Origin of the sequence: Pseudomonas fluorescens, from assembly GCF_004683905.1 — a bacterium.
Lineage (GTDB): Bacteria > Pseudomonadota > Gammaproteobacteria > Pseudomonadales > Pseudomonadaceae > Aquipseudomonas > Aquipseudomonas putida_A.
This window is the reverse complement of record NZ_CP038438.1, coordinates 5,427,386-5,453,638: the sequence shown is the minus strand read 5'-3', so window position 1 is coordinate 5,453,638 and position 26,253 is coordinate 5,427,386. Positions and strand designations below refer to the sequence as shown.

At 54.6% G+C, this 26,253-nt stretch carries 20 protein-coding genes, 6 tRNA genes and 2 rRNA genes; all 28 read left to right on the top strand.

Going from position 1 to position 26,253, the window contains the following annotated elements:
- Window positions 1-33: 33 nt before the first annotated feature.
- The 28 genes from E4T63_RS25270 (at window position 34) to rplW (ending at window position 26,252) form a co-directional block, all read left to right on the top strand.
- Window positions 34-110 (top strand) — tRNA-Ile (locus E4T63_RS25270).
- Between the two features lie 29 nt (window positions 111-139).
- Window positions 140-215, top strand: a tRNA-Ala gene (locus tag E4T63_RS25265).
- A gap of 247 nt (window positions 216-462) precedes the next feature.
- A 23S ribosomal RNA gene (locus E4T63_RS25260) occupies window positions 463-3,354 on the top strand.
- Window positions 3,355-3,508: 154 nt separating this feature from the next.
- Window positions 3,509-3,624, top strand: a 5S ribosomal RNA gene (gene rrf, locus E4T63_RS25255).
- A 132-nt stretch (window positions 3,625-3,756) separates the two neighbouring features.
- On the top strand, window positions 3,757-4,710 hold the full coding sequence (birA, locus tag E4T63_RS25250; protein ID WP_135296670.1) for a bifunctional biotin--[acetyl-CoA-carboxylase] ligase/biotin operon repressor BirA: 954 nt from the start codon (window positions 3,757-3,759) through the stop codon (window positions 4,708-4,710).
- Window positions 4,700-5,449, top strand: a complete 750-nt coding sequence (locus E4T63_RS25245; protein WP_098965871.1) for a pantothenate kinase — start codon at window positions 4,700-4,702, stop codon at window positions 5,447-5,449. Before birA ends, E4T63_RS25245 begins: the two co-directional genes overlap by 11 nt.
- 7 nt (window positions 5,450-5,456) lie before the next feature.
- Window positions 5,457-5,894 carry a hypothetical protein gene (locus tag E4T63_RS25240; protein WP_027614313.1) on the top strand — a complete coding sequence of 146 codons (438 nt, stop codon included), beginning with the start codon at window positions 5,457-5,459 and terminating at the stop codon, window positions 5,892-5,894.
- Between the two features lie 142 nt (window positions 5,895-6,036).
- Window positions 6,037-6,121, top strand: a tRNA-Tyr gene (locus E4T63_RS25235).
- Between the two features lie 24 nt (window positions 6,122-6,145).
- Window positions 6,146-6,219 (top strand) — tRNA-Gly (locus E4T63_RS25230).
- Between the two features lie 26 nt (window positions 6,220-6,245).
- Window positions 6,246-6,321: transfer RNA gene (locus tag E4T63_RS25225), tRNA-Thr, on the top strand.
- A gap of 84 nt (window positions 6,322-6,405) precedes the next feature.
- Window positions 6,406-7,599 (top strand): elongation factor Tu, encoded by a 1,194-nt coding sequence (gene tuf, locus E4T63_RS25220; protein WP_135296669.1) that lies wholly within the window; start codon window positions 6,406-6,408, stop codon window positions 7,597-7,599.
- A 53-nt stretch (window positions 7,600-7,652) separates the two neighbouring features.
- A tRNA-Trp gene (locus E4T63_RS25215) sits at window positions 7,653-7,728 on the top strand.
- Between the two features lie 45 nt (window positions 7,729-7,773).
- Window positions 7,774-8,142 carry a preprotein translocase subunit SecE gene (gene secE, locus E4T63_RS25210; RefSeq protein WP_041074957.1) on the top strand — a complete coding sequence of 123 codons (369 nt, stop codon included), beginning with the start codon at window positions 7,774-7,776 and terminating at the stop codon, window positions 8,140-8,142.
- A 9-nt stretch (window positions 8,143-8,151) separates the two neighbouring features.
- Complete coding sequence (nusG, locus tag E4T63_RS25205) at window positions 8,152-8,685, top strand: transcription termination/antitermination protein NusG (protein ID WP_025113545.1); 534 nt, start codon at window positions 8,152-8,154, stop codon at window positions 8,683-8,685.
- 117 nt (window positions 8,686-8,802) lie between these two features.
- Window positions 8,803-9,234, top strand: coding sequence for a 50S ribosomal protein L11 (gene rplK / locus E4T63_RS25200; RefSeq protein ID WP_003228756.1), 432 nt, complete (start codon window positions 8,803-8,805; stop codon window positions 9,232-9,234).
- Window positions 9,234-9,929, top strand: a complete 696-nt coding sequence (gene rplA / locus E4T63_RS25195) for a 50S ribosomal protein L1 (RefSeq protein WP_003228754.1) — start codon at window positions 9,234-9,236, stop codon at window positions 9,927-9,929. Before rplK ends, rplA begins: the two co-directional genes overlap by 1 nt.
- A gap of 198 nt (window positions 9,930-10,127) precedes the next feature.
- The gene (gene rplJ, locus E4T63_RS25190) at window positions 10,128-10,628 is read left to right on the top strand and encodes a 50S ribosomal protein L10 (RefSeq protein ID WP_003228752.1); all 501 of its coding nucleotides are present in this window, start codon (window positions 10,128-10,130) and stop codon (window positions 10,626-10,628) included.
- A 74-nt stretch (window positions 10,629-10,702) separates the two neighbouring features.
- A complete protein-coding gene (rplL, locus tag E4T63_RS25185) occupies window positions 10,703-11,068 on the top strand; it encodes a 50S ribosomal protein L7/L12 (protein ID WP_007962228.1) in 366 nt (121 codons plus the stop codon).
- Between the two features lie 221 nt (window positions 11,069-11,289).
- Window positions 11,290-15,363 (top strand): DNA-directed RNA polymerase subunit beta, encoded by a 4,074-nt coding sequence (gene rpoB, locus E4T63_RS25180; RefSeq protein ID WP_098965865.1) that lies wholly within the window; start codon window positions 11,290-11,292, stop codon window positions 15,361-15,363.
- Between the two features lie 63 nt (window positions 15,364-15,426).
- Window positions 15,427-19,626: a DNA-directed RNA polymerase subunit beta' gene (rpoC, locus tag E4T63_RS25175; RefSeq protein WP_027614261.1), complete on the top strand. Its 4,200-nt coding sequence runs from the start codon at window positions 15,427-15,429 to the stop codon at window positions 19,624-19,626.
- Between the two features lie 215 nt (window positions 19,627-19,841).
- The gene (gene rpsL / locus E4T63_RS25170) at window positions 19,842-20,213 is read left to right on the top strand and encodes a 30S ribosomal protein S12 (protein ID WP_003186084.1); all 372 of its coding nucleotides are present in this window, start codon (window positions 19,842-19,844) and stop codon (window positions 20,211-20,213) included.
- A gap of 107 nt (window positions 20,214-20,320) precedes the next feature.
- Window positions 20,321-20,794, top strand: coding sequence for a 30S ribosomal protein S7 (rpsG, locus tag E4T63_RS25165; RefSeq protein ID WP_003228745.1), 474 nt, complete (start codon window positions 20,321-20,323; stop codon window positions 20,792-20,794).
- Window positions 20,795-20,824: 30 nt separating this feature from the next.
- Window positions 20,825-22,930 (top strand): elongation factor G, encoded by a 2,106-nt coding sequence (gene fusA / locus E4T63_RS25160; protein ID WP_007962223.1) that lies wholly within the window; start codon window positions 20,825-20,827, stop codon window positions 22,928-22,930.
- A 31-nt stretch (window positions 22,931-22,961) separates the two neighbouring features.
- Window positions 22,962-24,155: an elongation factor Tu gene (tuf, locus tag E4T63_RS25155; protein ID WP_024014521.1), complete on the top strand. Its 1,194-nt coding sequence runs from the start codon at window positions 22,962-22,964 to the stop codon at window positions 24,153-24,155.
- A gap of 158 nt (window positions 24,156-24,313) precedes the next feature.
- A complete protein-coding gene (gene rpsJ / locus E4T63_RS25150; protein WP_003186070.1) occupies window positions 24,314-24,625 on the top strand; it encodes a 30S ribosomal protein S10 in 312 nt (103 codons plus the stop codon).
- An 80-nt stretch (window positions 24,626-24,705) separates the two neighbouring features.
- The gene (rplC, locus tag E4T63_RS25145) at window positions 24,706-25,341 is read left to right on the top strand and encodes a 50S ribosomal protein L3 (protein WP_003228738.1); all 636 of its coding nucleotides are present in this window, start codon (window positions 24,706-24,708) and stop codon (window positions 25,339-25,341) included.
- A gap of 12 nt (window positions 25,342-25,353) precedes the next feature.
- Window positions 25,354-25,956, top strand: coding sequence for a 50S ribosomal protein L4 (gene rplD / locus E4T63_RS25140; protein ID WP_135296668.1), 603 nt, complete (start codon window positions 25,354-25,356; stop codon window positions 25,954-25,956).
- Window positions 25,953-26,252 (top strand): 50S ribosomal protein L23, encoded by a 300-nt coding sequence (gene rplW / locus E4T63_RS25135; protein ID WP_002555488.1) that lies wholly within the window; start codon window positions 25,953-25,955, stop codon window positions 26,250-26,252. Before rplD ends, rplW begins: the two co-directional genes overlap by 4 nt.
- Window position 26,253 lies beyond the last annotated feature (1 nt).

The following is a 26,253-nucleotide window of genomic DNA, read 5'->3' as shown; positions in this document are numbered from 1 at the left end:
CATTGAAGAAGACGATAGAAGCAGCCCGAAATTGGGTCTGTAGCTCAGTTGGTTAGAGCGCACCCCTGATAAGGGTGAGGTCGGCAGTTCGAATCTGCCCAGACCCACCAATTTTTGTGTGGGAAACCTGTAGAAATACGGGGCCATAGCTCAGCTGGGAGAGCGCCTGCCTTGCACGCAGGAGGTCAGCGGTTCGATCCCGCTTGGCTCCACCACCACTGCTTCTGAAGTTTGAAAGCTTAGAAATGAGCATTCCATCGCTGTGATGGTGAATGCTGATTTCTAGTCTTTTGATTAGATCGTTCTTTAAAAATTTGGGTATGTGATAGAAAGATAGACTGAACGTTACTTTCACTGGTAACGGATCAGGCTAAGGTAAAATTTGTGAGTGACTCTTAAGAGTTTTGCGAATTTTCGGCGAATGTCGTCTTCACAGTATAACCAGATTGCTTGGGGTTATATGGTCAAGTGAAGAAGCGCATACGGTGGATGCCTTGGCAGTCAGAGGCGATGAAAGACGTGGTAGCCTGCGAAAAGCTTCGGGGAGTCGGCAAACAGACTTTGATCCGGAGATGTCTGAATGGGGGAACCCAGCCATCATAAGATGGTTATCTTGTACTGAATACATAGGTGCAAGAGGCGAACCAGGGGAACTGAAACATCTAAGTACCCTGAGGAAAAGAAATCAACCGAGATTCCCTTAGTAGTGGCGAGCGAACGGGGACTAGCCCTTAAGTGGCTTTGAGATTAGCGGAACGCTCTGGAAAGTGCGGCCATAGTGGGTGATAGCCCTGTACGCGAAAGTCTCTTAGTCATGAAATCGAGTAGGACGGAGCACGAGAAACTTTGTCTGAATATGGGGGGACCATCCTCCAAGGCTAAATACTACTGACTGACCGATAGTGAACTAGTACCGTGAGGGAAAGGCGAAAAGAACCCCGGAGAGGGGAGTGAAATAGATCCTGAAACCGTATGCGTACAAGCAGTGGGAGCCCACTTTGTTGGGTGACTGCGTACCTTTTGTATAATGGGTCAGCGACTTATTTTCAGTGGCGAGCTTAACCGAATAGGGGAGGCGTAGCGAAAGCGAGTCTTAATAGGGCGTCTAGTCGCTGGGAATAGACCCGAAACCGGGCGATCTATCCATGGGCAGGTTGAAGGTTAGGTAACACTGACTGGAGGACCGAACCGACTACCGTTGAAAAGTTAGCGGATGACCTGTGGATCGGAGTGAAAGGCTAATCAAGCTCGGAGATAGCTGGTTCTCCTCGAAAGCTATTTAGGTAGCGCCTCATGTATCACTGTAGGGGGTAGAGCACTGTTTCGGCTAGGGGGTCATCCCGACTTACCAAACCGATGCAAACTCCGAATACCTACAAGTGCCGAGCATGGGAGACACACGGCGGGTGCTAACGTCCGTCGTGAAAAGGGAAACAACCCAGACCGTCAGCTAAGGTCCCAAAGTTATGGTTAAGTGGGAAACGATGTGGGAAGGCTTAGACAGCTAGGAGGTTGGCTTAGAAGCAGCCACCCTTTAAAGAAAGCGTAATAGCTCACTAGTCGAGTCGGCCTGCGCGGAAGATGTAACGGGGCTCAAACCATACACCGAAGCTACGGGTATCACGCAAGTGATGCGGTAGAGGAGCGTTCTGTAAGCCTGTGAAGGTGAGTTGAGAAGCTTGCTGGAGGTATCAGAAGTGCGAATGCTGACATGAGTAACGACAATGGGTGTGAAAAACACCCACGCCGAAAGACCAAGGTTTCCTGCGCAACGTTAATCGACGCAGGGTTAGTCGGTCCCTAAGGCGAGGCTGAAAAGCGTAGTCGATGGAAAACAGGTTAATATTCCTGTACTTCTGGTTATTGCGATGGAGGGACGGAGAAGGCTAGGCCAGCTTGGCGTTGGTTGTCCAAGTTTAAGGTGGTAGGCTGAGATCTTAGGTAAATCCGGGATCTTAAGGCCGAGAGCTGATGACGAGTTACCTTTTAGGTGACGAAGTGGTTGATGCCATGCTTCCAAGAAAAGCTTCTAAGCTTCAGATAACCAGGAACCGTACCCCAAACCGACACAGGTGGTTGGGTAGAGAATACCAAGGCGCTTGAGAGAACTCGGGTGAAGGAACTAGGCAAAATGGCACCGTAACTTCGGGAGAAGGTGCGCCGGTGAGGGTGAAGGACTTGCTCCGTAAGCTCATGCCGGTCGAAGATACCAGGCCGCTGCGACTGTTTATTAAAAACACAGCACTCTGCAAACACGAAAGTGGACGTATAGGGTGTGACGCCTGCCCGGTGCCGGAAGGTTAATTGATGGGGTTAGCTAACGCGAAGCTCTTGATCGAAGCCCCGGTAAACGGCGGCCGTAACTATAACGGTCCTAAGGTAGCGAAATTCCTTGTCGGGTAAGTTCCGACCTGCACGAATGGCGTAACGATGGCGGCGCTGTCTCCACCCGAGACTCAGTGAAATTGAAATCGCTGTGAAGATGCAGTGTATCCGCGGCTAGACGGAAAGACCCCGTGAACCTTTACTATAGCTTTGCACTGGACTTTGAATTTGCTTGTGTAGGATAGGTGGGAGGCTTTGAAGCGTGGACGCCAGTTCGCGTGGAGCCATCCTTGAAATACCACCCTGGCAACTTTGAGGTTCTAACTCAGGTCCGTTATCCGGATCGAGGACAGTGTATGGTGGGTAGTTTGACTGGGGCGGTCTCCTCCTAAAGAGTAACGGAGGAGTACGAAGGTGCGCTCAGACCGGTCGGAAATCGGTCGTAGAGTATAAAGGCAAAAGCGCGCTTGACTGCGAGACAGACACGTCGAGCAGGTACGAAAGTAGGTCTTAGTGATCCGGTGGTTCTGTATGGAAGGGCCATCGCTCAACGGATAAAAGGTACTCCGGGGATAACAGGCTGATACCGCCCAAGAGTTCATATCGACGGCGGTGTTTGGCACCTCGATGTCGGCTCATCACATCCTGGGGCTGAAGCCGGTCCCAAGGGTATGGCTGTTCGCCATTTAAAGTGGTACGCGAGCTGGGTTTAGAACGTCGTGAGACAGTTCGGTCCCTATCTGCCGTGGACGTTTGAGATTTGAGAGGGGCTGCTCCTAGTACGAGAGGACCGGAGTGGACGAACCTCTGGTGTTCCGGTTGTCACGCCAGTGGCATTGCCGGGTAGCTATGTTCGGGAAAGATAACCGCTGAAAGCATCTAAGCGGGAAACTTGCCTCAAGATGAGATCTCACTGGAACCTTGAGTTCCCTGAAGGGCCGTCGAAGACTACGACGTTGATAGGTTGGGTGTGTAAGCGCTGTGAGGCGTTGAGCTAACCAATACTAATTGCCCGTGAGGCTTGACCATATAACACCCAAGCAATCTGCATGCTCGAAAGAGACCAGATTGCGGTGTGTGAAGACGCAATGAACCGAAAGTTCGCGATGCTCACAAAACACCTGTATCACATACCCGATTTGCTGAAGCGAGGCCAACCGGTCACGAGTCAGTACCCGAATTTCTTGACGACCATAGAGCGTTGGAACCACCTGATCCCATCCCGAACTCAGAAGTGAAACGATGCATCGCCGATGGTAGTGTGGGGTTTCCCCATGTGAGAGTAGGTCATCGTCAAGATTAAATTCCGAAACCCCAATTGCGAAAGCAGTTGGGGTTTTGTTTTGCCCGCAGGAAAGTGGTGCGCTTGATTTCTATGCAATCGCCCGGCTCATGGCTATTATTCGGACCTCATTGTGAGGCGAGACCTGCATGCTGACGTTGTTGAATCTATTAAAGGATGGTCGATTCCATTCCGGCGAGGCTCTGGGGGTTACCCTGGGAATCAGTCGAAGTGCGGTGTGGAAGCAGCTTCAGCATCTTGAGGCTGAGCTCGGGTTGTCCATAAACAAAGTCCGGGGCAGAGGCTATCAACTGGCTGCACCCTTGACGCTCCTCGACCCCCTGAAGATTAGTGCCTTAGCAGCGGTTTGGCCGATTACAGTCTTTGATTCCATCGATTCCACTAACGCAGAGGCGCTTCGCGCGATCAATCAGGGTCGAGCGGCGCCGTTTCTGGTATTGGCCGAACGACAGATTTCCGGTCGCGGTCGCCGAGGCCGCAAATGGGTAAGCCCTTTTGCTGAAAATCTCTACTACAGCCTGGTCCTGCGCATTGAAGGTGGCATGCGCCAGCTTGAGGGCTTGAGTCTGGTGGTCGGTTTGGCTGTTATGCATGCCCTGCGAAAGCTGGGGGTGGCGGGCGCAGGATTGAAGTGGCCCAACGATGTGCTGGTCGGGAACAAGAAAATCGCCGGTATTCTTCTTGAGCTAGTAGGGGATCCGGCAGATGTTTGCCATGTGGTGCTGGGTATAGGCATTAATGTGAACATGCAGGTTGCTGAGGAAGTTGACCAGCAATGGACGTCAATTCGACTCGAGACGGGTCAAGCCTGCGATCGCAACGTCTTGGTGGCTGAGCTGAGCGACCAACTGCGCGGTTATATCCAGCGTCATCAGGTCCATGGTTTCTCTGCGTTCCAGGAGGAATGGGAAAAGGATCACATGTGGCAAGGTCGCCCGGTTTCTTTGGTTGCGGGCGTTAGTCATATAGAAGGCGTAGTGCTTGGTATTGATAGCCAGGGTGCGCTGCGCTTGAAGGTGGGCGGCGTGGAAAAAGTATTTAGTGGTGGTGAGCTCAGTCTGAGGTTGCGTGATGATTCTTGAGCTCGACTGTGGGAATAGCTTTATCAAGTGGCGCGTATTGAATACGGCTGCTGGCGGTCTTTTCGCGGAAGGTGTTGTCGACTCGGATCAAGCTCTGGTGGATAGCTTGTGCGCATTTGAGAACCTGTCGTTGCGCAAATGTCGGTTGGTCAGCGTAAGAACCAGCGAAGAAACTGCTGCGCTCACCCGAATTCTCGAGCAGACGTTCTGCATCTCGGTCGTGTGCGCCAAGTCGGCCAGTGAAATGTCTGGTGTCAGGAATGGCTATGACGACTATGAACGCTTGGGACTGGATCGCTGGTTGGCGATGCTCGGTGGCTTTCATCTGGCTGCCGGCGCCTGTCTGATTCTGGATTTTGGCACTGCTGTGACGGCCGACTTTATTAATGCCGAAGGTGAGCACCTTGGGGGATTCATTTGCCCAGGAATGCCCTTGATGCGTAACCAGTTACGTACGCATACCCGGAAAATCCGTTATGGGGACTTGGCTGCCGAAAAAGCGTTGACGAGCCATGCTCCGGGGCGCAGTACCGTCGAGGCGGTGGAGCGAGGGTGCTCTTTAATGTTGAGAGGTTTCGTTCTGACCCAGATGGAAATGGCTCGATCCTATTGGGGGGAGCGCTTTGCTGTCTTTATTACCGGTGGCGATGCTGGATTGGTGGCGGACGTCGTGCCTGATGCTCGGATCGTCCCTGACCTGGTATTTGTAGGGTTGGCGATGGCGTGTCCTTTAACTTGAGGTTTGTATGCGTTGGTTGTTCCTGCTGCTCGTTGTTCTCAATGTGTTCTATTACGTCTGGCATCAGCAGGAGGCGCCCTTGCGTGCAAAAGATGTCACTCCTCTCAGCATGTACCGCGGGTCCCAGCAAGATATTCGCTTATTGAGTGAGGCGACTGGTGACTCGGCGGGAGTGCAAGGCGCGCGCCATGCCGGACAGGAGTGTCTGTTTTTGGGTGGTTTGACTCAAGAAAGCAGCCTTTCCGCGCTACAGATGCGTCTAGCGGGCATGAGTGTGAAGGTTCAGGCATCGCAAAAGGATCTTCCCGAGCCTGGATATTGGTTACGCATTGCGCCCGAGAGCCAGCGTTTATTGGGGGATGTGCAGTTGCAGAACCTTTCCAAGGAATTCAATGAGTTAAAACATAAAATAATGCTGTGTGAGGGGGTTGCACCGCTGGAATAGTTTGCATAGAATGGCGCCCGCTCCACAGCGAACACCTAAACAGGTTGTCCAAGTAGAGCGGTGTCAACGCAGCTAACCTCAGGTTTTTAATGAGAAAATGCTTGACAGAAGGTCGGCATAGTATAGAATGCCGGCTCGCTTAGGAGGGGTTCCCGAGCGGCCAAAGGGATCAGACTGTAAATCTGACGTCTACGACTTCGAAGGTTCGAATCCTTCCCCCTCCACCATTTTTAGCGTGAGCTGCAAGCTCCGCGGGTATAGTTTAGTGGTAGAACCTCAGCCTTCCAAGCTGATGATGCGGGTTCGATTCCCGCTACCCGCTCCAAGTTTGCAGGTTGTGCAAAGTGTTACGCTCTTGTAGCTCAGTTGGTAGAGCACACCCTTGGTAAGGGTGAGGTCAGCGGTTCAAATCCGCTCAAGAGCTCCATATAACAAGGCAGATATGAAAATATCTGCCTTTGTTTTAATGGTAGATATCGTTCGTCTAATTCTTCTGTTGAGGGTGTTATCGATGGCTAAGGAAAAATTTGATCGTTCCCTGCCCCACGTCAACGTAGGGACCATTGGTCACGTTGACCACGGTAAAACCACTCTGACCGCTGCTCTGACTCGCGTCTGCTCCGAAGTTTTCGGTTCGGCCGTAGTTGAATTCGACAAGATCGACAGCGCTCCAGAAGAAAAAGCTCGCGGTATCACCATCAACACCGCACACGTTGAGTACAACTCGCTGATCCGTCACTACGCTCACGTTGACTGCCCAGGTCACGCTGACTATGTGAAGAACATGATCACCGGTGCTGCTCAAATGGACGGCGCTATCCTGGTTTGCTCGGCCGCTGATGGTCCGATGCCACAAACCCGTGAGCACATCCTGCTGTCCCGTCAGGTAGGCGTTCCGTACATCGTGGTTTTCCTGAACAAGGCTGACCTGGTAGACGACGCTGAGCTGCTGGAACTGGTTGAGATGGAAGTTCGCGACCTGCTGTCCACCTACGACTTCCCGGGCGATGACACTCCAATCATCATCGGTTCGGCTCGTATGGCGCTGGAAGGCAAAGACGACAACGAGATGGGCACCACTGCCGTCAAGAAACTGGTTGAAACTCTGGACAGCTACATCCCAGAACCAGTTCGTATGATCGACAAGCCATTCCTGATGCCAATCGAAGACGTATTCTCGATCTCGGGTCGCGGTACTGTTGTGACTGGTCGTATCGAGCGCGGTATCGTTCGCGTTCAAGATGCACTGGAAATCGTTGGTCTGCGTGACACCACTACCACAACCTGCACCGGTGTTGAGATGTTCCGCAAGCTGCTCGACGAAGGTCGTGCTGGCGAGAACTGCGGCGTTCTGCTGCGTGGTACCAAGCGTGACGACGTTGAGCGTGGTCAGGTTCTGGTTAAGCCGGGTTCGGTTAAGCCGCACACCAAGTTCACCGCAGAAGTTTACGTTCTGAGCAAGGAAGAAGGCGGTCGTCACACTCCGTTCTTCAAAGGCTACCGTCCACAGTTCTACTTCCGTACTACTGACGTGACTGGTAACTGCGAACTGCCAGAAGGCATTGAAATGGTAATGCCAGGTGACAACATTCAGATGACTGTTACCCTGATCAAAACCATCGCGATGGAAGATGGTCTGCGTTTCGCTATCCGTGAAGGCGGTCGTACCGTCGGCGCTGGCGTCGTAGCTAAAATCATCGAATAAGCGGTTGTAATGTATTTTTCGGGCCGGCATAATGGTCGGCCTGATTTTGTTTTAGGTCAGTAGCTCAATTGGCAGAGCGACGGTCTCCAAAACCGTAGGTTGGGGGTTCGATTCCCTCCTGACCTGCCAGATTCACTCGGTGTGTCTGGCTTTCTTTTCACAGGATCTTCATAGATGACTCCTAAGGCTGAAGCTCAAGGCTCTCGCTTCGATCTGCTCAAGTGGCTTGTGGTAGCCGCTTTGGTGGTTGTGGGTGTAGTTGGCAATCAGTATTACGCTGCTTCGCCGATCCTGTACCGTGTACTCGCTTTGCTCGTAATTGCTGCTGTAGCTGCCTTTGTAGGCCTGCAGACTGCAAAGGGCAAGTCGTTCTTTGTACTGGTTAAGGAAGCGCGCACCGAGATTCGTAAAGTCGTATGGCCAACTCGCCAGGAAACCACGCAGACAACGTTGATCGTTGTTGCTGTGGTTATCGTTATGGCGTTGCTGTTGTGGGGTGTTGATTCCCTGCTCGGTTGGCTTGTTTCCTTGATTGTCGGCTAAGGGTGTCCCGTGGCTAAGCGTTGGTACGTTGTGCATGCTTACTCGGGTTACGAGAAGCATGTCATGCGCTCGCTGATTGAGCGCGTTAAGCTGGCTGGCATGGAAGATGGCTTCGGCGAAATTCTGGTTCCCACTGAAGAAGTGGTTGAAATGCGTAATGGCCAGAAGCGCAAAAGCGAACGCAAGTTCTTCCCAGGCTATGTGCTGGTACAGATGGATATGAATGAGGGTACTTGGCACTTGGTCAAGGATACTCCTCGGGTGATGGGATTCATTGGCGGTACCGCCGACAAGCCTGCTCCAATCACCGACAAAGAGGCGGAAGCCATTCTGCGTCGCGTGGCTGATGGTAGCGATAAGCCGAAGCCGAAGACTCTGTTTGAGCCGGGTGAGGTAGTTCGCGTTACTGACGGTCCATTCGCTGACTTTAACGGCACAGTCGAAGAAGTTAACTACGAAAAGAGCCGTGTCCAGGTGGCAGTGCTTATTTTCGGTCGCTCTACTCCGGTAGAGTTGGAGTTCAGTCAGGTCGAAAAGGTCTAGCTGAACAAGCATCCCAACCCCGCAGCCCTAGGCTGTGGGGTTTTGTCGTCACTGGGATAAACGCGCAAGTAACCGGGGAGCCTTTCGAGGCGTTCGAACCCGTAATTGGAGTGCCTCATGGCCAAGAAGATTACCGCTTACATCAAGCTGCAAGTGAAGGCCGCTCAGGCTAACCCAAGCCCACCTGTTGGTCCTGCTCTGGGTCAGCACGGCGTGAACATCATGGAATTCTGCAAGGCTTTCAACGCCCGTACTCAGGGTCTTGAAGCAGGTCTGCCGACTCCAGTGATCATCACTGTTTACAGCGACCGTAGCTTCACTTTCGAAACCAAATCCACCCCTGCTTCGGTTCTGCTGAAGAAGGCGGCCGGTCTGACCAGCGGTTCCGCTCGTCCGAACACCGTTAAGGTTGGCACTGTTACCCGTGCTCAGCTGGAAGAAATCGCGAAAACCAAAAACGCGGATCTGACTGCAGCTGATATGGATGCAGCCGTGCGTACTATCGCCGGTTCTGCTCGTAGCATGGGCCTTAACGTGGAGGGTGTGTAATGGCTAAGCTGACCAAGCGTCAAAAGGCTATCGCCGGCAAAATCGAAGCAGGCAAGGCCTACAACATTGTAGACGCTGCTGCTCTGCTGGCTGAGCTGTCGACTGTCAAGTTCAGCGAGTCGTTCGACGTTGCTGTAAACCTGGGTGTAGACCCGCGTAAATCCGACCAGGTTGTTCGTAGCGCTACTGTGCTGCCACACGGCACTGGCAAGACCGTTCGCGTTGCTGTGTTCACCCAGGGTCCAGCTGCTGAGGCCGCTCTGGCTGCCGGCGCTGACCGTGTAGGTATGGACGACCTGGCTGCCGAAATGAAAGGCGGCGACCTGAACTACGACGTAGTGATCGCATCCCCGGATGCCATGCGCGTTGTAGGTCAACTGGGTCAGATCCTCGGTCCACGTGGCCTGATGCCTAACCCGAAAGTCGGCACCGTAACTCCAGACGTAGCTACCGCGGTTAAAAACGCCAAGGCTGGTCAGGTTCGTTATCGCACCGACAAAAACGGCATCATCCACACCTCCGTTGGCAAGATCGGCTTCGATGCCGTCAAGCTGAAGGAAAACGTTGAAGCCCTGATCGCTGATCTGAAGCGTATCAAACCAGCTTCCTCGAAAGGTATTTACGTCAAGCGCGTTACCCTGAGCACCACTATGGGCCCAGGTCTGGTTATCGACCAGAGCTCGCTGGACGCGTAAGACAAAGGTTGGTGCGATTATTCGCGCCAATTGAAAGATTGGGGTCCCTGCCTGGCGGGGGCTATCCAAGACCGTAGGCGGCGCAAGCCTTAAACCACAAGCCTACGCAGATGGTGCTCCCGGTTCCTTACCGAATCAGACACCAAAACGACATTCGGTTTCGACCGAGTGAAACGGTAACAAGCAGGAGTTAAACCCGTGGCAATTAATCTCGAAGACAAGAAGGCCATCGTCGCTGAAGTCAACGAGGCTGCCAAAGTCGCTCTGTCCGCTGTCGTGGTTGATGCCCGTGGCGTAACAGTAGGCGCAATGACCGGACTCCGTAAAGAGGCTCGTGAAGCTGGCGTTTACGTACGTGTTGTACGTAACACCCTGCTCAAGCGCGCTGTTGCTGACACTGAATACAGTGTTCTCAACGACGTGTTCACCGGCCCGACCCTGATTGCATTCTCGAACGAACATCCGGGCGCTGCTGCCCGTATCTTCAAAGAGTTTGCCAAGGGTCAGGACAAGTTCGAGATCAAGGCAGCTGCGTTCGAGGGCAAGTTCCTCGCAGCTAATCAGATCGACGTACTGGCAACTCTGCCGACCCGTGACGAAGCAATTTCTCAGCTGATGAGCGTGATTCAAGGCGCTACCAGCAAGTTGGCTCGTACTCTGGCGGCAATTCGCGACCAGAAAGAAGCTGCCGCAGCCTAAGGCTCGTCAACTTCTCGCGTTTTTTGTTTATTTCGATGGTCGCGTAGGCCGTCCCCCAATTCAGGAATTGAGTCATGTCTCTGACTAACGAACAAATCATCGAAGCAATCGGCCAGAAATCCGTAGTGGAAATCGTTGAGCTGATCAAAGCGATGGAAGAAACCTTCGGTGTTACCGCTGCTGCTGCTTCGGCTGGCCCAGCTGTAGCTGCTGCTGCTGTTGAAGAGCAAACCGAGTTCAACGTTGTTCTGCTGGAAGCTGGCGAGAAGAAGGTTAACGTGATCAAGGCAGTTCGTGAACTGACCGGTCTGGGCCTGAAAGAAGCCAAAGAGAAAGTAGACGGCGCTCCTCAGGTTGTAGCTGAAGGCGTTTCGAAAGAAGCTGCTGAAGACGCTAAGAAGAAGCTGGAAGAAGCAGGCGCTAAAGTCGAGCTGAAATAAGTATCGACTTTGCTCCTCCAGCCCGAGCGTCAAGCGACAGGCTGATGGCTGGTGGCTCTTGCCACCGGCCTTTTTCCGTTATTGGCAGCCGACTGGGTCGGTGCTGATAAAGGCGCTGTAACCACCCGATGCGGTGGCGCAAACCATGGGGTTTGCACGATTTTCTGGCTGCTCCCGTCGGGAGGGGCCAAACAAGCAGGTGACCAAGCTGGGGAACGCTGATGGCTTACTCATATACTGAGAAAAAACGTATCCGCAAGGACTTTAGCAAGTTGCCGGACGTCATGGATGTGCCGTACCTCCTGGCCATCCAGCTGGATTCGTATCGTGAATTCTTGCAAGCGGGAGCGACTAAAGATCAGTTCCGCGACGTGGGCCTGCATGCGGCCTTCAAATCCGTTTTCCCGATCATCAGCTACTCCGGCAATGCTGCGCTGGAGTACGTCGGTTATCGCCTGGGCGAACCGGCATTTGATGTCAAAGAATGCGTATTGCGCGGTGTAACTTTCGCCGTACCTTTGCGGGTAAAAGTGCGCCTGATCATTTTCGACAAAGAGTCGTCGAACAAAGCGATCAAGGACATCAAAGAGCAAGAAGTCTACATGGGCGAAATCCCATTGATGACTGAGAACGGTACCTTCGTAATCAACGGTACCGAGCGTGTTATCGTTTCCCAGCTGCACCGTTCCCCGGGCGTGTTCTTTGACCACGACCGCGGCAAGACGCACAGTTCCGGTAAACTGCTGTACTCCGCGCGCATCATTCCTTACCGCGGTTCGTGGCTGGACTTCGAGTTCGACCCGAAAGACTGCGTGTTCGTGCGTATCGACCGTCGTCGCAAGCTGCCGGCCTCGGTGCTGCTGCGCGCGCTCGGCTACACCACCGAAGAAGTGCTGGACGCTTTCTACACCACCAACGTATTCCACGTTAAAGGCGAAGGCCTGAGCCTGGAACTGGTGCCTCAGCGTCTGCGCGGTGAAGTGGCTGTCCTCGATATCCAGGACGATAAAGGCAAGGTTATTGTCGAGCAGGGCCGTCGTATTACTGCCCGCCACATCAACCAGTTGGAAAAGGCCGGGATCAAAGAGCTGGACGTGCCTCTGGACTACGTCCTGGGTCGCACCACCGCCAAGGTCATCGTGCATCCGGCTACCGGCGAAATCCTGGCAGAGTGCAACACCGAGCTGTCGACCGAAGTCCTGGCGAAAATCGCCAAGGCCGGCGTTGTTCGCATCGAAACTCTGTACACCAACGACATCGACTGCGGTCCGTTCATCTCCGACACGCTGAAGATCGACTCCACCAGCAACCAATTGGAAGCGCTGGTCGAGATCTATCGCATGATGCGTCCAGGCGAGCCGCCAACCAAAGACGCTGCCGAAACCCTGTTCAACAACCTGTTCTTCAGCCCTGAGCGCTATGACCTGTCTGCGGTCGGCCGGATGAAGTTCAACCGTCGTATCGGTCGTACCGAGATCGAAGGTTCGGGCGTGCTGTGCAAGGAAGACATCGTCGCGGTACTGAAGACTCTGGTCGACATCCGTAACGGTAAAGGCATCGTCGATGACATCGACCACCTGGGTAACCGTCGTGTTCGCTGCGTAGGCGAAATGGCCGAGAACCAGTTCCGCGTTGGCCTGGTACGTGTTGAGCGTGCGGTCAAAGAGCGTCTGTCGATGGCTGAAAGCGAAGGCCTGATGCCGCAAGACCTGATCAACGCCAAGCCAGTGGCTGCGGCGGTGAAAGAGTTCTTCGGTTCCAGCCAGCTCTCGCAGTTCATGGACCAGAACAACCCGCTGTCCGAGATCACCCACAAGCGTCGTGTCTCTGCACTCGGCCCTGGCGGTCTGACTCGTGAGCGCGCAGGCTTTGAAGTTCGTGACGTACACCCGACTCACTACGGTCGTGTATGCCCGATTGAAACGCCGGAAGGTCCGAACATCGGTCTGATCAACTCCTTGGCTGCTTATGCCCGCACCAACCAGTACGGCTTCCTGGAAAGCCCGTACCGCGTGGTGAAAGAGGGTGTGGTCACTGACGAGATCGTGTTCCTGTCCGCCATTGAAGAAGCCGATCACGTGATCGCGCAGGCTTCGGCGACCATGAACGACCAGAAAGTCCTGATCGACGAGCTGGTAGCCGTACGTCACCTGAACGAATTCACCGTCAAGGCGCCGGAAGACGTCACCCTGATGGACGTTTCGCCGAAGCAGGTAGTTTCGGTTGCAGCGTCGCTGATTCCGTTCCTCGAGCACGACGACGCCAACCGTGCGTTGATGGGTTCGAACATGCAGCGTCAAGCTGTACCAACCCTGCGTGCTGACAAGCCGCTGGTAGGTACCGGCATGGAGCGTAACGTGGCTCGCGACTCCGGCGTTTGCGTCGTGGCTCGTCGTGGCGGCGTGATCGACTCTGTTGATGCCAGCCGTATCGTGGTTCGTGTTGCCGATGACGAAGTTGAAACCGGTGAAGCTGGTGTCGACATCTACAACCTGACCAAATACACCCGCTCGAACCAGAACACCTGCATCAACCAGCGTCCGCTGGTGAGAAAGGGTGATCGCGTTCAGCGTAGCGACATCATGGCCGACGGCCCGTCCACCGACATGGGTGAACTGGCACTGGGTCAGAACATGCGCATCGCGTTCATGGCATGGAACGGCTTCAACTTCGAAGACTCCATCTGCCTGTCCGAGCGTGTGGTTCAGGAAGATCGCTTCACCACGATCCACATTCAGGAACTGACCTGTGTGGCCCGTGACACCAAGCTTGGCCCAGAGGAAATCACTGCAGACATCCCGAACGTGGGTGAAGCTGCACTGAACAAGCTGGACGAAGCCGGTATCGTTTACGTAGGTGCTGAAGTCGGCGCAGGCGACATCCTGGTGGGTAAGGTCACTCCGAAAGGCGAGACCCAACTGACTCCGGAAGAAAAACTGCTGCGTGCGATCTTCGGTGAAAAAGCCAGCGACGTTAAAGACACCTCCCTGCGTGTACCTACAGGTACCAAAGGTACTGTCATCGACGTACAGGTCTTCACCCGCGACGGCGTTGAGCGTGATGCTCGTGCACTGTCGATCGAGAAGTCCCAGCTGGACGAGATCCGCAAGGATCTGAACGAAGAGTTCCGTATCGTTGAAGGCGCGACCTTCGAACGTCTGCGCTCCGCTCTGGTAGGCCACAAGGCTGAAGGCGGCGCCGGTCTGAAGAAAGGTCAGGACATCACCGACGAAGTTCTCGACGGTCTTGAGCATGGTCAGTGGTTCAAACTGCGCATGGCTGAAGATGCTCTGAACGAGCAGCTCGAGAAGGCTCAGGCCTACATCGTTGATCGCCGCCGTCTGCTGGACGACAAGTTCGAAGACAAGAAGCGCAAACTGCAGCAGGGCGATGACCTGGCTCCAGGCGTGCTGAAAATCGTCAAGGTTTACCTGGCAATCCGTCGTCGCATCCAGCCGGGCGACAAGATGGCCGGTCGTCACGGTAACAAAGGTGTGGTCTCCGTGATCATGCCGGTTGAAGACATGCCGCACGATGCCAATGGCACCCCGGTCGACGTCGTCCTCAACCCGTTGGGCGTACCTTCGCGTATGAACGTTGGTCAGATCCTTGAAACCCACCTGGGCCTCGCGGCCAAAGGTCTGGGCGAGAAGATCAACCGGATGGTCGAAGAGCAGCGTAAAGTCGCTGAACTGCGTACCTTCCTCGACGAGATCTACAACCAGATCGGCGGTCGTAACGAAGATCTGGATAGCTTCTCCGATCAGGAAATCCTGGATCTGGCGAAGAACCTGCGTGGCGGCGTTCCAATGGCCACTCCAGTGTTCGACGGTGCCAAGGAAAGCGAAATCAAGGCCATGCTGAAACTGGCAGACCTGCCGGAAAGCGGCCAGATGCAGCTGACTGACGGCCGTACCGGCAACAAGTTCGAGCGTCCAGTTACCGTTGGCTACATGTACATGCTGAAGCTGAACCACTTGGTAGACGACAAGATGCACGCGCGTTCTACCGGTTCGTACAGCCTGGTTACCCAGCAGCCGCTGGGTGGTAAGGCGCAGTTCGGTGGTCAGCGTTTCGGGGAGATGGAGGTCTGGGCACTGGAAGCATACGGTGCCGCTTACACTCTGCAAGAAATGCTCACAGTGAAGTCGGACGATGTGAACGGCCGTACCAAGATGTACAAAAACATCGTGGATGGCGATCACCGTATGGAGCCGGGCATGCCCGAGTCCTTCAACGTGTTGATCAAGGAAATTCGTTCCCTCGGCATCGATATCGATCTGGAAACCGAATAACACGTGACGCGATCGAGAGCGGGGCAGGACTGCCCGCTCTCTGCTCCGCCAGGAGGAAAGGCCTTGAAAGACCTACTGAATTTGCTGAAAAACCAGGGTCAAGTCGAAGAGTTCGACGCCATCCGTATCGGATTGGCCTCGCCTGAGATGATCCGCTCGTGGTCGTTCGGCGAAGTTAAAAAGCCGGAAACCATCAACTACCGTACGTTCAAACCTGAGCGTGACGGTCTGTTCTGCGCCAAGATCTTTGGCCCGGTAAAGGATTACGAGTGCCTGTGCGGTAAGTACAAGCGCTTGAAGCACCGTGGTGTGATCTGTGAGAAGTGCGGCGTTGAAGTTGCGCTGGCCAAGGTTCGTCGTGAGCGCATGGCGCACATCGAACTGGCTTCGCCGGTTGCCCACATCTGGTTCCTGAAATCGCTGCCGTCCCGTATCGGCCTGCTGATGGACATGACCCTGCGTGATATCGAACGCGTTCTCTACTTCGAGAGCTACGTCGTTATCGATCCAGGCATGACCACCCTTGAAAAAGGTCAGTTGCTGAACGACGAACAGTACTTCGAAGCGCTGGAAGAGTTCGGTGACGACTTCGACGCCCGCATGGGTGCTGAAGCTGTCCGTGAACTGCTGCACGCTATCGACCTGGAGCACGAGATTGGTCGTCTGCGCGAAGAAATTCCGCAAACCAACTCGGAAACCAAGATCAAGAAGCTGTCCAAGCGTCTGAAGTTGATGGAAGCCTTCCAGGGTTCCGGCAACCTGCCAGAGTGGATGGTGCTGACCGTTCTGCCGGTTCTGCCGCCAGATCTGCGTCCACTGGTCCCGCTGGATGGCGGTCGTTTCGCGACTTCCGACCTCAACGATCTGTATCGTCGAGTGATTAACCGTAACAACCGTTTGAAGCGCCTGCTGGATCTGTCCGCTCCGGACATCATCGTGCGCAACGAAAAGCGTATGTTGCAGGAAGCTGTCGATGCACTGCTCGACAACGGTCGTCGTGGCCGCGCTATCACCGGTTCGAACAAGCGTCCTCTGAAATCCCTGGCTGACATGATCAAGGGTAAGCAGGGTCGCTTCCGTCAGAACTTGCTCGGTAAGCGCGTTGACTACTCCGGTCGTTCGGTAATTACCGTAGGTCCGACCCTGCGTTTGCACCAGTGCGGTCTGCCGAAGAAGATGGCTCTCGAGCTGTTCAAACCGTTCATTTTCGGCAAGCTGGAAATGCGTGGTCTCGCGACCACCATCAAAGCGGCCAAGAAAATGGTCGAGCGCGAACTGCCAGAGGTTTGGGACGTTCTCGCTGAAGTGATTCGCGAACACCCGGTTCTTCTCAACCGTGCACCGACCCTTCACCGTCTGGGTATCCAGGCGTTTGAACCGGTCCTGATCGAAGGTAAGGCTATCCAGCTGCACCCGCTGGTCTGCGCCGCGTACAACGCCGACTTCGACGGCGACCAAATGGCCGTGCACGTACCGCTGACGCTGGAAGCCCAGCTCGAAGCGCGTGCGTTGATGATGTCGACCAACAACATTCTGTCGCCAGCCAACGGTGAGCCAATCATCGTTCCGTCGCAGGACGTTGTATTGGGTCTGTACTACATGACTCGTGAAGCGATCAACGCCAAGGGCGAAGGTCGTGTGTTCGCGGATCTGCAGGAAGTTGACCGTGTGTTCCGTGCCGGCGAAGCCGCACTGCACGCCAAGGTCAAGGTTCGTATCAACGAAACCGTCAACGACCGTGACGGCAACAGCGTGAGCAACACTCGTATCGTCGACACCACTGTCGGCCGTGCGCTGCTGTTCCAGGTTGTGCCAAAAGGTCTGTCGTACGATGTCGTCAACCTGCCGATGAAGAAAAAGGCGATCTCCAAGCTGATCAACCAGTGCTACCGCGTGGTTGGTCTGAAAGAGACCGTGATCTTCGCTGACCAGTTGATGTACACCGGTTTCGCTTACTCGACCATCTCCGGCGTTTCCATCGGCGTTAACGACTTCGTTATCCCGGACGAAAAAGCCCGCATCATCGGTGCAGCCACCGACGAAGTGAAAGAGATCGAGAGCCAGTACGCCTCCGGCCTGGTAACCCAGGGCGAGAAGTACAACAAAGTGATCGACCTTTGGTCGAAGGCGAACGACGAAGTTTCCAAGGCGATGATGGCCAACCTCTCGAAAGAGAAAGTCATCGACCGTCATGGCGATGAAGTTGACCAAGAGTCCTTCAACTCGATGTACATGATGGCCGACTCGGGTGCGCGGGGTTCCGCAGCACAGATTCGTCAGCTGGCCGGTATGCGTGGTCTGATGGCCAAGCCGGACGGTTCCATCATTGAAACGCCGATTACTGCGAACTTCCGTGAAGGTCTGAGCGTACTTCAGTACTTCATCTCGACTCACGGTGCTCGTAAAGGTCTGGCGGATACCGCGTTGAAAACTGCGAACTCCGGTTACCTGACTCGTCGTCTGGTAGACGTGGCGCAGGATCTGGTTGTAACCGAGATCGATTGCGGCACCGAACACGGTCTGTTGATGACTCCGCACATTGAAGGCGGTGACGTTGTAGAGCCGTTGGGTGAGCGCGTATTGGGTCGTGTTATTGCCCGTGACGTATTCAAGCCAGGCACCGAGGACGTTATCGTTCCTGCCGGTACCCTGGTAGACGAGAAGTGGGTCGAGTTCATCGAGCTGAACAGCATCGACGAAGTGATCGTGCGTTCGCCGATCAGCTGCGAAACCCGCTATGGCATTTGCGCCAAGTGCTACGGCCGTGATCTGGCTCGTGGTCACCAGGTGAACATCGGTGAAGCGGTCGGCGTTATTGCTGCCCAGTCCATCGGTGAGCCGGGTACCCAGCTGACGATGCGTACGTTCCACATCGGTGGTGCGGCAAGCCGTACTTCCGCAGCCGACAGCGTTCAGGTGAAGAATGGCGGTACTGTCCGTCTGCACAACCTGAAACACGTTGAGCGAGTGGATGGCCACCTGGTTGCCGTGTCCCGCTCCGGTGAGCTGGCAATCGCTGATGACTTCGGTCGTGAGCGTGAGCGTTACAAGCTGCCGTACGGTGCTGTGATTTCGGTTAAAGAAGGTGACAAGGTCGACGCTGGCGCAATCGTGGCCAAGTGGGATCCGCACACTCACCCGATCGTTACCGAAATGAAAGGTACCGTGACCTACGTGGGCATGGAAGAAGGCATCACGATCAAGCGTCAGACTGACGAATTGACCGGTATGACCAACATTGAAGTACTCGACGCGAAAGATCGTCCAGCTGCGGGCAAAGAAATCCGTCCAGCAGTGAAGATGGTCGACGACAACGGCAAGGATCTGTTGCTGCCAGGCACTGACGTTATCGCTCAGTACTTCCTGCCAGCCAACGCCCTGGTCGGTGTTGCGGACGGTGCGAAGATCGCGATCGGTGACGTTATCGCTCGTATCCCGCAAGAAACTTCGAAAACTCGCGACATCACCGGTGGTCTGCCGCGTGTTGCCGACCTGTTCGAAGCTCGTCGTCCGAAGGAAGCGTCGATTCTGGCTGAAGTCAGCGGCACCATCGCGTTCGGTAAAGAGACCAAAGGCAAGCGCCGTCTGGTCATTACCCCGAACGACGGTAGCGATCCGTACGAAGAGCTGATTCCGAAGTGGCGTCACCTGAACGTGTTCGAAGGCGAACAGGTAAACCGCGGCGAAGTTATCTCCGACGGTCCGAGCGATCCGCACGACATTCTGCGTCTGCTGGGTGTGAGCGCGCTGGCCAAGTACATCGTGAACGAGATCCAGGACGTTTACCGTCTGCAAGGCGTGAAGATCAACGACAAGCACATCGAGACCATCCTGCGTCAGATGCTGCGTAAAGTTGAGATCTCCGAGTCCGGCGATTCCAGTTTCATCAAGGGCGACCAGATGGAACTGACTCACGTTCTGGTAGAGAACGAGCGTCTGAGCGCGGAAGACAAGTTTGTCTCCAAGTTCACCCGCGTTCTGCTGGGTATCACCAAGGCGTCGTTGTCCACCGAATCGTTCATCTCGGCGGCTTCCTTCCAGGAAACCACTCGCGTACTGACCGAAGCGGCAGTCACCGGCAAGCGCGACTACCTGCGCGGCCTGAAAGAAAACGTGGTTGTGGGTCGTCTGATCCCGGCCGGTACCGGTCTGGCGTACCACAGCGAGCGCAAGCGTCGTCGTGATGCAGACAAGCCGTTGCGCGTAAGCGCCAGTGAAGTGGAAGCTGCACTGACCGAAGCGCTGAACTCGAGCGGTAACTGAGTTCTGCGGTAACTAAGCTGAGGCCCTGATCGCTCCGTTCGTCGAATCGAGACAAATTGTCAAGGTTCGACGGGCGGGGAGGTCGGGGCCTTGCCTTGACTGGGGACAAGATCCTCTTTAGACTCTTGATCCCCTAAATTTGGCGGGAATCCGTTCCTGTCATTTTGCTTTTCTTGCAAGACAATAGCGTCGCAAGACAACAGTGGAGCTAGTAGATGGCAACTATCAACCAGCTGGTACGTCAGCCGCGTAAGCGTATCGTCGAGAAATCCGACGTACCTGCGCTGCAGAACTGCCCGCAACGTCGTGGCGTGTGCACCCGTGTGTACACCACTACGCCGAAAAAACCTAACTCGGCACTGCGTAAAGTATGCCGTGTGCGTCTGACCAACGGTTTCGAGGTTTCCTCGTACATCGGTGGTGAAGGCCACAACCTGCAAGAGCACAGCGTGGTACTGATCCGCGGCGGTCGTGTAAAAGACTTGCCAGGTGTTCGTTACCACACCGTTCGCGGCTCCTTGGATACTTCCGGCGTTAAAGGCCGTAACCAGGGTCGTTCGAAGTACGGTACCAAGCGTCCGAAGTAATCGGTCGTTTTGCAGATTTTCATTTTATTGAGTCGATAAGAGTAAGGTCGGGCTTGCATCCACTGGATCTGTCCCGAACTAACCTGAAGACCGCTTGAGGGCTTATCATGCCAAGACGTCGCGTAGCAGCAAAGCGTGAGATTCTGGACGATCCGAAATACGGAAGCCAGATCCTCGCCAAATTCATGAACCACGTTATGGAAAGCGGCAAGAAAGCCGTTGCCGAGCGTATCGTTTATGGTGCCCTGGAAACCGTGAAGGCTCGTAAGGCCGGCACCGATCCCCTGGAACTCTTCGAAAAAGCACTCGACGCCATCGCTCCGCTGGTCGAAGTGAAGTCGCGCCGCGTTGGTGGTGCTACTTACCAGGTTCCGGTCGAGGTTCGTCCTTCCCGCCGTAACGCTCTGGCAATGCGCTGGTTGGTAGACTTCGCCCGTAAGCGTGGCGAGAAGTCTATGGCTCTGCGCTTGGCTGGCGAACTGCTGGATGCTGCTGAAGGTAAAGGTGCTGCTGTTAAGAAGCGTGAAGACGTGCACCGTATGGCCGAAGCCAACAAAGCTTTCTCGCACTACCGCTTCTAATTTTAGCTTCACTAATTTTGCGAGGGCTTTATGGCTCGTACTACTCCGATTAGTCGCTACCGTAACATCGGTATCGTCGCTCACGTGGATGCTGGTAAAACCACCACCACCGAGCGCGTCCTTTTTTACACTGGCAAAAGTCACAAAATGGGCGAGGTGCATGACGGCGCCGCGACCACAGACTGGATGGTTCAGGAGCAGGAGCGTGGTATTACCATTACTTCTGCTGCCATTACCGCCTTCTGGAAAGGTTCCGAGAAGCAGTACCCGCACGAGCACCGTTTCAACGTCATCGATACCCCGGGCCACGTAGACTTCACCATTGAAGTTGAACGTTCCCTGCGCGTACTCGACGGCGCTGTGGTTGTATTCTGCGGTACTTCGGGTGTTGAGCCGCAGTCGGAAACCGTATGGCGTCAAGCCAACAAATACGGCGTTCCACGTCTTGTTTACGTAAACAAGATGGACCGTGCTGGTGCCAACTTCCTGCGCGTGATCGGTCAGATCAAACAGCGTCTGGGTCACACTCCGGTGCCGATTCAGCTGGCTATCGGTTCGGAAGACAACTTCCAGGGCCAGATCGACCTGATCAACATGCAGGCTGTTTACTGGAACGACTCTGACAAGGGTATGGTTCCTGTTCGCAAGGAAATCCCTGCGGACATGCTCGAGCTGGCTACTGAGTGGCGCAGCAACATGGTTGAGGCTGCGGCCGAAGCCAGTGAAGAGCTGATGAACAAGTACCTGGAAGGCGAAGAGCTGTCGATCGAAGAGATCAAGGCCGCTCTGCGTCAGCGCACTATCGCTGGCGAAATCGTTCTGGCAGTTTGCGGTTCGTCGTTCAAGAACAAGGGCGTTCCCCTGGTTCTCGACGCCGTTATCGACTTCCTGCCTGCTCCAACCGACATTCCAGCTATCAAGGGCTCGAACCCTGATAACGAGGAAGAGGAAATGGAGCGTCACGCAAGTGACGACGAGCCGTTCGCGGCACTGGCGTTCAAAATCGCTACCGACCCATTCGTGGGTACCTTGACCTTCGTCCGTGTTTACTCGGGCGTGTTGAACTCCGGCGACGGCGTGATCAACTCGGTTAAAGGCAAGAAAGAGCGCGTGGGTCGTATGGTGCAAATGCACGCAAACGCCCGTGAAGAGATCAAGGAAGTGCGCGCTGGCGACATCGCGGCCCTGATCGGCATGAAGGACGTCACCACTGGTGAAACCCTCTGCAACGCTGACAAGCCAATCATCCTGGTTCGCATGGACTTCCCGGAGCCGGTTATTTCGGTTGCCGTAGAGCCTAAGACCAAGGATGACCAGGAAAAAATGGGTATCGCACTGGGCAAGCTGGCTCAGGAAGACCCGTCTTTCCGTGTTAAAACTGATGAAGAGACTGGTCAAACGATCATCTCCGGCATGGGCGAGCTGCACCTGGACATCCTGGTTGACCGGATGCGCCGTGAGTTCAACGTCGAAGCCAACATCGGCAAGCCTCAGGTTTCGTATCGTGAGCGCATCACGAAGAATTGTGAAATCGAAGGCAAGTTCGTTCGTCAGTCCGGTGGTCGCGGCCAGTTCGGTCACTGCTGGATCCGTTTTGCTCCTGCTGATGAAGGTCAGGAAGGTCTGCAATTCGTGAACGAAGTTGTAGGTGGTGTGGTTCCTAAGGAATACATCCCGGCTATCCAGAAGGGTATCGAAGAGCAGATGAAGAACGGCGTTGTTGCCGGCTATCCGCTGATCGGCCTGAAGGCAACCGTGTTCGATGGTTCTTACCACGACGTCGACTCCAACGAGATGGCGTTTAAAGTGGCTGCTTCCATGGCGACCAAGCAACTGGCCCAGAAGGGTGGTGGTGAGTTGCTCGAGCCGATCATGGCGGTAGAGGTTGTTACGCCTGAAGACTATATGGGTGATGTAATGGGCGACCTTAACCGTCGTCGCGGCATGATCCAGGGTATGGAAGACACAGTGTCCGGCAAGGTTATCCGTGCCGAGGTTCCACTGGGTGAGATGTTCGGTTATGCGACCGACGTTCGTTCCATGTCTCAGGGTCGCGCAAGCTACTCTATGGAATTCAAAAAATACGATACGGCTCCGTCGCACATCGTCGAATCCGTAACCAAAAAACAAGGCTGATTCAGCCCCTTTAGGCTAGGAGTTAATTGTCGTGGCTAAAGAAAAATTTGATCGTTCCCTACCGCACGTCAACGTTGGCACCATCGGTCACGTTGACCACGGTAAAACCACTCTGACCGCTGCTCTGACTCGCGTCTGCTCCGAAGTTTTCGGTTCGGCCGTAGTTGAATTCGACAAGATCGACAGCGCTCCAGAAGAAAAAGCTCGCGGTATCACCATCAACACCGCTCACGTTGAGTACAACTCGACTATTCGTCACTACGCTCACGTTGACTGCCCAGGTCACGCTGACTACGTGAAGAACATGATCACCGGTGCTGCCCAGATGGATGGCGCGATCCTGGTTTGCTCGGCCGCTGATGGTCCGATGCCACAAACCCGTGAGCACATCCTGCTGTCCCGTCAGGTAGGCGTTCCGTACATCGTGGTTTTCCTGAACAAGGCTGACCTGGTAGACGACGCTGAGCTGCTGGAACTGGTTGAGATGGAAGTTCGCGACCTGCTGTCCACTTATGACTTCCCAGGCGACGACACTCCGATCATCATCGGTTCGGCTCGTATGGCGCTGGAAGGCAAAGACGACAACGAAATGGGCACCACTGCCGTTCGTAAGCTGGTTGAAACTCTGGATACCTACATCCCAGAACCAGTTCGTATGATCGACAAGCCATTCCTGATGCCAATCGAAGACGTATTCTCGATCTCGGGTCGCGGTACTGTTGTGACTGGTCGTATCGAGCGCGGTATCGTTCGCGTTCAAGATGCACTGGAAATCGTTGGTCTGCGTGACACCACCACCACCACCTGCACCGGTGTTGAGATGTTCCGCAAGCTGCTCGACGAAGGTCGTGCTGGCGAGAACTGCGGCGTTCTGCTGCGTGGTACCAAGCGTGACGACGTTGAGCGTGGTCAGGTTCTGGTTAAGCCGGGTTCGGTTAAGCCGCACACCAAGTTCACCGCAGAAGTTTACGTTCTGAGCAAGGAAGAAGGCGGTCGTCACACTCCGTTCTTCAAAGGCTACCGTCCACAGTTCTACTTCCGTACTACTGACGTGACTGGTAACTGCGAACTGCCAGAAGGCGTTGAAATGGTAATGCCAGGTGACAACATTCAGATGACTGTTACCCTGATCAAAACCATCGCGATGGAAGATGGTCTGCGTTTCGCTATCCGTGAAGGCGGTCGTACCGTCGGCGCTGGCGTCGTAGCCAAAATCATCGAGTAATTCTCTTTTATAGAGTCTGCTTGATGAATTGAAAAAGCCCCCGCTCAGCGGGGGCTTTTTTATTGGGTTGACACCTATCTGGGGCGTCTATAGAATTGCGCCTCCTTTTAACGGGCGTATTGCGCCCGGTGGGAATAGCAGCCGGAGTCTGAAATCCAATGCAAAATCAGCAAATCCGTATCAGGTTGAAGGCTTTCGACCATCGCCTGATCGACCAATCAACCCAGGAAATCGTGGAAACCGCGAAACGTACTGGTGCTCAAGTGCGTGGTCCAATTCCACTGCCTACCCGTAAAGAGCGGTTCACCGTTCTGGTTTCCCCGCACGTCAACAAAGACGCGCGTGACCAGTACGAAATCCGCACTCATAAGCGCGTTCTGGACATCGTCCAGCCAACGGATAAAACCGTTGATGCTCTTATGAAGCTTGATCTTGCGGCCGGTGTGGAAGTGCAGATCAGCCTCGGCTAAGACTCGGTCTTGGTCGTGTAACGCTCTGAAATGGGCGGCCATAGCGGGTGAAAGCCCCGTACACTCATGAGGTTTACAACATGACTATTGGTGTAGTCGGTCGTAAATGCGGTATGACCCGTATTTTCACCGAAGAAGGTGTCTCCATTCCGGTCACGGTCATTGAGATCGAGCCGAATCGCGTCACCCAGTTCAAAACTGAAGAGACCGATGGCTATCGTGCAGTGCAAGTCACTGTCGGCGAGCGTCGTGCTTCGCGTGTAACAGCAGCTCAAGCTGGTCACTTCGCTAAAGCGAACGTTGCCGCTGGTCGTACCACCATGGAATTCCGTCTTGAAGAAGGCGAGTACCAGGCTGGCGATCTGATCAACGCTGAAATCTTCGCCGCTGGTCAACTGGTTGATGTAACCGGTCAGTCCAAGGGTAAAGGCTTCCAGGGTACGATCAAGCGTTGGAATTTCCGCGGGCAAGATAACACCCACGGTAACTCCGTATCCCACCGCGTCCCAGGCTCTATCGGCCAGTGCCAGACTCCTGGTCGTGTATTCAAGGGCAAAAAAATGTCCGGTCATATGGGCGCTGAGCGCGTGACCGTGCAGTCCCTGGAAGTAGTGCGCGTGGACGCTGAACGCAATCTGTTGTTGGTCAAGGGCGCTGTTCCTGGCGCTACTGGCGGCAACCTGGTTGTACGTCCAGCAGCCAAGGCTCGCGGTTAAGGGGAAGCTGACATGCAATTAAATGTAAATGACGCTCAAGCGATCGAAGTTTCCGAACTGACATTTGGCGGCGAGTTCAACGAGGCGCTGGTTCACCAAGCAGTCGTGGCCTACATGGCCGGCGGCCGTCAAGGTAGCAAGCAGCAAAAGACCCGTTCCGACGTTCGTGGTGGCGGTAAGCGCCCATGGCGTCAGAAAGGTACTGGCCGTGCTCGTGCCGGTACTATCCGTAGCCCAATCTGGCGTGGCGGCGGTACCACTTTCGCAGCTCGTCCACAGGATCACTCCCAGAAGCTGAACAAGAAGATGTATCGCGCAGCAATGCGTTCCATCCTTGCTGAGCTGGTGCGTACTGATCGTCTGGTCGTGGTTCAGGATTTCGCTGTTGAAACTCCGAAAACCAAAGATCTGCTGGGCAAGCTGAACAACATGAGCCTGACCGATGTTCTCATCGTGTCGGACGCTGTTGATCAGAACCTGTACCTGGCTGCTCGTAACCTGCCACACGTAGATGTACGTGACGTGCAAGGTTCCGATCCAGTTAGTCTGATCGCATACGACAAGGTGTTGATCACCGTGTCGGCCGTGAAGAAATTCGAGGAGCTGCTGGGATGAACCAGGAACGCGTATTTAAAGTTCTGCTTGGCCCGCACGTTTCCGAGAAGGCTACGGTTCTGGCAGACAAGAAAGGCCAGTTCGTTTTCAAGGTTGCTACTGATGCAACCAAGCTGGAAATCAAGAAGGCCGTCGAAAGCCTGTTCAGCGTGAAAGTAGAGCGCGTCACTACCCTGAACGTTCTGGGTAAGAGCAAGCGCACTGCTCGCGGTCTGGGCAAGCGTAATGACTGGAAGAAGGCAGTTATCTCCCTTCAGCCAGGCCAAGATCTCGATTTCAGCAGCAGTGCTGAGTAAG

Excerpts from the sequence above, each read along its gene's own strand:
- birA (WP_135296670.1), top strand. The coding sequence starts at position 3,757 with ATGCTGACGTTGTTGAATCTATTAAAGGATGGTCGATTCCATTCCGGC.
- E4T63_RS25245 (WP_098965871.1), top strand. The coding sequence starts at position 4,700 with ATGATTCTTGAGCTCGACTGTGGGAATAGCTTTATCAAGTGGCGCGTA.
- E4T63_RS25240 (WP_027614313.1), top strand. The coding sequence starts at position 5,457 with ATGCGTTGGTTGTTCCTGCTGCTCGTTGTTCTCAATGTGTTCTATTAC.
- tuf (WP_135296669.1), top strand. The coding sequence starts at position 6,406 with ATGGCTAAGGAAAAATTTGATCGTTCCCTGCCCCACGTCAACGTAGGG.
- secE (WP_041074957.1), top strand. The coding sequence starts at position 7,774 with ATGACTCCTAAGGCTGAAGCTCAAGGCTCTCGCTTCGATCTGCTCAAG.
- rplK (WP_003228756.1), top strand. The coding sequence starts at position 8,803 with ATGGCCAAGAAGATTACCGCTTACATCAAGCTGCAAGTGAAGGCCGCT.
- rplA (WP_003228754.1), top strand. The coding sequence starts at position 9,234 with ATGGCTAAGCTGACCAAGCGTCAAAAGGCTATCGCCGGCAAAATCGAA.
- rplL (WP_007962228.1), top strand. The coding sequence starts at position 10,703 with ATGTCTCTGACTAACGAACAAATCATCGAAGCAATCGGCCAGAAATCC.
- rpoB (WP_098965865.1), top strand. The coding sequence starts at position 11,290 with ATGGCTTACTCATATACTGAGAAAAAACGTATCCGCAAGGACTTTAGC.
- rpsL (WP_003186084.1), top strand. The coding sequence starts at position 19,842 with ATGGCAACTATCAACCAGCTGGTACGTCAGCCGCGTAAGCGTATCGTC.
- rpsG (WP_003228745.1), top strand. The coding sequence starts at position 20,321 with ATGCCAAGACGTCGCGTAGCAGCAAAGCGTGAGATTCTGGACGATCCG.
- fusA (WP_007962223.1), top strand. The coding sequence starts at position 20,825 with ATGGCTCGTACTACTCCGATTAGTCGCTACCGTAACATCGGTATCGTC.
- rpsJ (WP_003186070.1), top strand. The coding sequence starts at position 24,314 with ATGCAAAATCAGCAAATCCGTATCAGGTTGAAGGCTTTCGACCATCGC.
- rplC (WP_003228738.1), top strand. The coding sequence starts at position 24,706 with ATGACTATTGGTGTAGTCGGTCGTAAATGCGGTATGACCCGTATTTTC.
- rplD (WP_135296668.1), top strand. The coding sequence starts at position 25,354 with ATGCAATTAAATGTAAATGACGCTCAAGCGATCGAAGTTTCCGAACTG.
- rplW (WP_002555488.1), top strand. The coding sequence starts at position 25,953 with ATGAACCAGGAACGCGTATTTAAAGTTCTGCTTGGCCCGCACGTTTCC.